Source organism: Mesorhizobium sp. M7A.F.Ca.MR.362.00.0.0 (assembly GCF_004023175.1).
Classification (GTDB): domain Bacteria; phylum Pseudomonadota; class Alphaproteobacteria; order Rhizobiales; family Rhizobiaceae; genus Mesorhizobium.
Genome location: NZ_RZTF01000076.1, coordinates 16982 through 20476 on the forward strand (window position 1 = coordinate 16982; position 3495 = coordinate 20476).

General features: G+C 65.6%; 2 protein-coding genes. Both read left to right on the forward strand.

The window, feature by feature from the left end; genetic code table 11:
• Positions 1-71 precede the first annotated feature (71 nt).
• Complete coding sequence (locus EOC06_RS12790) at positions 72-1460, forward strand: RsmB/NOP family class I SAM-dependent RNA methyltransferase (RefSeq protein ID WP_245469542.1); 1389 nt, start codon at positions 72-74, stop codon at positions 1458-1460.
• A gap of 148 nt (positions 1461-1608) precedes the next feature.
• Positions 1609-3333: a heparinase II/III family protein gene (locus tag EOC06_RS12795; protein WP_127382023.1), complete on the forward strand. Its 1725-nt coding sequence runs from the start codon at positions 1609-1611 to the stop codon at positions 3331-3333.
• The last annotated feature ends 162 nt before the right edge of the window (positions 3334-3495 follow it).

A 3495-nucleotide genomic window follows, 5' to 3' on the forward strand; every position in this document is an offset into this window, starting at 1 on the left:
CCGGCGGAGCCCGCCAAGCCCAAATCCAACCCATGGGGTCGCAATCCGACCGGGCCCAAGGGCCGTTGGTCGTGAGCGTGGCGGACAGAGGAGCTCGACGCACGGTTTCAGGCGATCAGGAACACAGGGACGGCGGGGACTTCGTTGCCGGCCTCGCCGCACGCAAGGCAGCGGCGCGCCTGCTTGCCGCCGTCATCGACGCCAGGACACCGCTTGACGGGCTGACCGATCACGAAAACGGCCACCCGCAGTACAAGGTGCTCGACTTGCGCGATCGCGGCCTGGTCCGCGCCATCCTGGTCACCGCGCTGCGCTACCGCATGACCATATCAGGGCTGCTGGCGCGGCGCCTGGAAAAGCCACTGCCGCCCAACGCCACCGCTTTGTCGCACATATTGCATGTCGCCGCAGCTCAGATCCTGTTCCTCGATATTCCCGACAGCGCCGCCGTCGACATTGCGGTGACCCATGCCAAATCCGATCCGCGCACGGTGCGCTTCTCCGGCCTCGTCAATGGTGTGCTGCGCACACTGGCACGTGCCAAGGAAACAGAATTGCCTGCCGCCCTTGCCGCCACCGACGAAGCGCCAAAGTGGTTTTCCGATCGGCTGAAGACCACCTACGGCAACGAGAAGGCCGGACAGATCCTCGAAGCGCATTGCGTTGAGGCGCCGGTCGACTTCTCGGTCAAGGCCGATCCCGGTCTTTGGGCCGAAAAACTTGGCGGTATCGTCCTGCCGACAGGCACGGTGCGAGTCGAGAATCTTGTCGGTCCTGTCACTGAATTGCCTGGCTTTGCCGAGGGCGCCTGGTGGGTCCAGGACGCCGCGGCCAGCCTGCCCGCCCGGCTGTTCGGCGATGTCGCGGGATTGCGGGTTGCCGATCTCTGCGCCGCGCCCGGCGGCAAGACCGCGCAGCTGATCGTTGCCGGCGCGAAGGTCACCGCCGTCGACACCTCGAAAAACCGGCTCGTGCGGCTGACGCAGAATCTCGAGCGTCTCGGCCTGTCCGCCGAAATCGTTCAGGCCGACCTGCTCAAATACGAGCCGAAGGGCTTGTTCGACGCCGTGCTCCTCGACGCGCCCTGCTCATCGACCGGCACGGTGCGGCGGCATCCCGACGTGCCATGGACCAAGACTTCGGCCGATGTCGAAAAACTGGCCGACCTGCAACGCAGGCTGCTCGCCCGCGCCGTCACGCTGGTGAAGCCCGGCGGCAGGATCGTCTTTTCCAACTGTTCGCTCGATCCGCTCGAAGGCGAGGATCTCTATCGCGCCTTTCTGGCCGGCACGCCTGAAGTCACCAACGATCCGTTGCGGCAAGGCGAGATCGCCGGCATCGATCCGTTCCTGACGCCGCAAGGCACGCTGCGCACCACGCCCGCCGACCTGGAACTCGGCGCGCCGGAACGCTCGGGCCTCGATGGTTTCTTCGCCGCTCGCATGCGGCGAGCCGGCTAGCGATTGAATTGCCCGGATTTACTGACTTTTTGGGGTAGGATCGGGGGCAAAGCCAGGTGAACCGGCGTGGGGTCGTGGAATTCGCCTTCGCACGAATCGTGCAATCATGTAGACTCGGCGCCGGGGTAGAGGACGATCAGGAGGGGTTTTGGCACTTGCTGCCAGCAGCACGACGCGTCTGTGGACGCTTGTCGCGAAGGAGTTCTGGCGCAAAACGCGCCGGCGCCTGCGCGCCGGGCCTGTCTATCGCTGGCGCTATTCCGGCCGCACGCCGGAACGTGTGCTGATCGCACCGCCGGACCTGCGCCTCGCCGACCCGCAGATCGCACTCGAGATCTATTACGGCCGCTATCCCCTGTCGGGGCATCTCGTCGAGACCGGCGGCAAGTCGCCTTTCCAGATCAGCGTGCCCAATCACGGCTGGCAGAAGACGCTGCACGGCTTTCGCTGGCTGCGCCATATGCGCGCCGCCGGCACCGAGCTTGCCGCCGCCAATGCCCGCGCCCTGGTCTCCGATTGGATCACCATGCATGGCAGCCATATTTCCGGCATCGCCTGGGAGCCCGGCACGACGGCCAAGCGCATCATCGCCTGGTTACAGCACTCCTCGGTCGTATTGCAGGGCGCCGAGTTCCCTTTCTACCGCGCCTTCCTGAAATCGGTAGCCATCCAGATCCGCTACCTCAGGTCGATGGCGCGCGAAATGCCCGACGGCAAGGACAGGCTGCGGGCTCGCATCGCGCTCGCCTTCGCTGCCTTGTCCCTGCCGGCGCCGGCATCGGCCCTGCGTGGCGCGACCCGCAATCTTGCCGAGGAACTCGACCGCCAGATCCTCGCCGATGGCGGGCACATTTCGCGCAATCCGATGGTCGTCCTGGAAATCCTCGCCGACCTTCTGCCGCTGCGCCAGACCTATGCCAACCAGGCGGAAACGCCGCCGCAGGCGCTGATCGGCGCCATCGACCGCATGCTGCCGGCGCTGCGCTTCTTTCGCCATCAGGATGGCAGCCTCGCCCGCTTCAACGGCATGGGCGCCACCATCCACGACCGCATCGCCACCATTCTGCGCCACGACGACACCGCCGGCGCGCCGCTGCTGCATGCGCCGCATTCCGGCTATGAGCGCCTGTCAATGGGCGGCACCACGGTCATCGCCGACACCGGCCCGCCGCCGCCGGTCGATGTGTCCAACGCCGCACACGCCAGCTGCCTTGCCTTCGAACTGTCGTCCGGCCGCCAGCACTACATCGTCAATGCCGGCATCGACACCTATGGCGCGGCTGAATTCCGGCCGCTGGCGCGCGCCACCGCCGCGCACTCGACCGCCACCATCAACGACACCTCGTCGGCGCGCTTCAGCCATTCGCTGCGTGTCAACGACCTGCTCGGTTCGCCGCTGATCGGCGGCCCGCAGCACGTGCAGTGCAAGCGCACCGACCAGAAGGGCATTCAGGGCTTCATCGCCCGCCATGACGGCTATGTCCCGCGCTTCGGCTTCCTGCATGAGCGCGAGCTGAAACTGTCGGCGAACGGCAATGTGCTGGCTGGTCGCGACCGCTTCCAGCGGCCCGGCAATGCCGCGATCCGCAACAATGGCCGCGACTTCGTCACCGTCCGCTTCCATGTCCACCCCGACATCAACCTTTTGCAGGACGAGCATGACCGCCTGGTGCTGGCCGCCGATCAGGCCGATACCTGGGTGTTCACAGCAGCCGAGGTGGTGCCGGAAGTCGAGGAATCGATCTATTTCGCCGGTCTTGGCGGCCCGCGCCGCAGCCGCCAGATCGTGCTTGCCTTCAAGGCCTCGGAAATCGCCGAAGTCCACTGGCAGCTGACGCGCACCAGCATCGCCGGTCATCCGGAAAACAACTGATCCTCCTGGCAGGGCTTCCAACGCAGGTTAACAGAAGGCCTGACGACAACCAGTTCGGCGGCATCGGCAGCTTGCGTCGGCAGCGATAGGAATTTTTTCTTGACTCGGTGACCTCAGCTATGGTACAAATTCGCCCATGGTGCTGATTTGCGCCAGTGACCC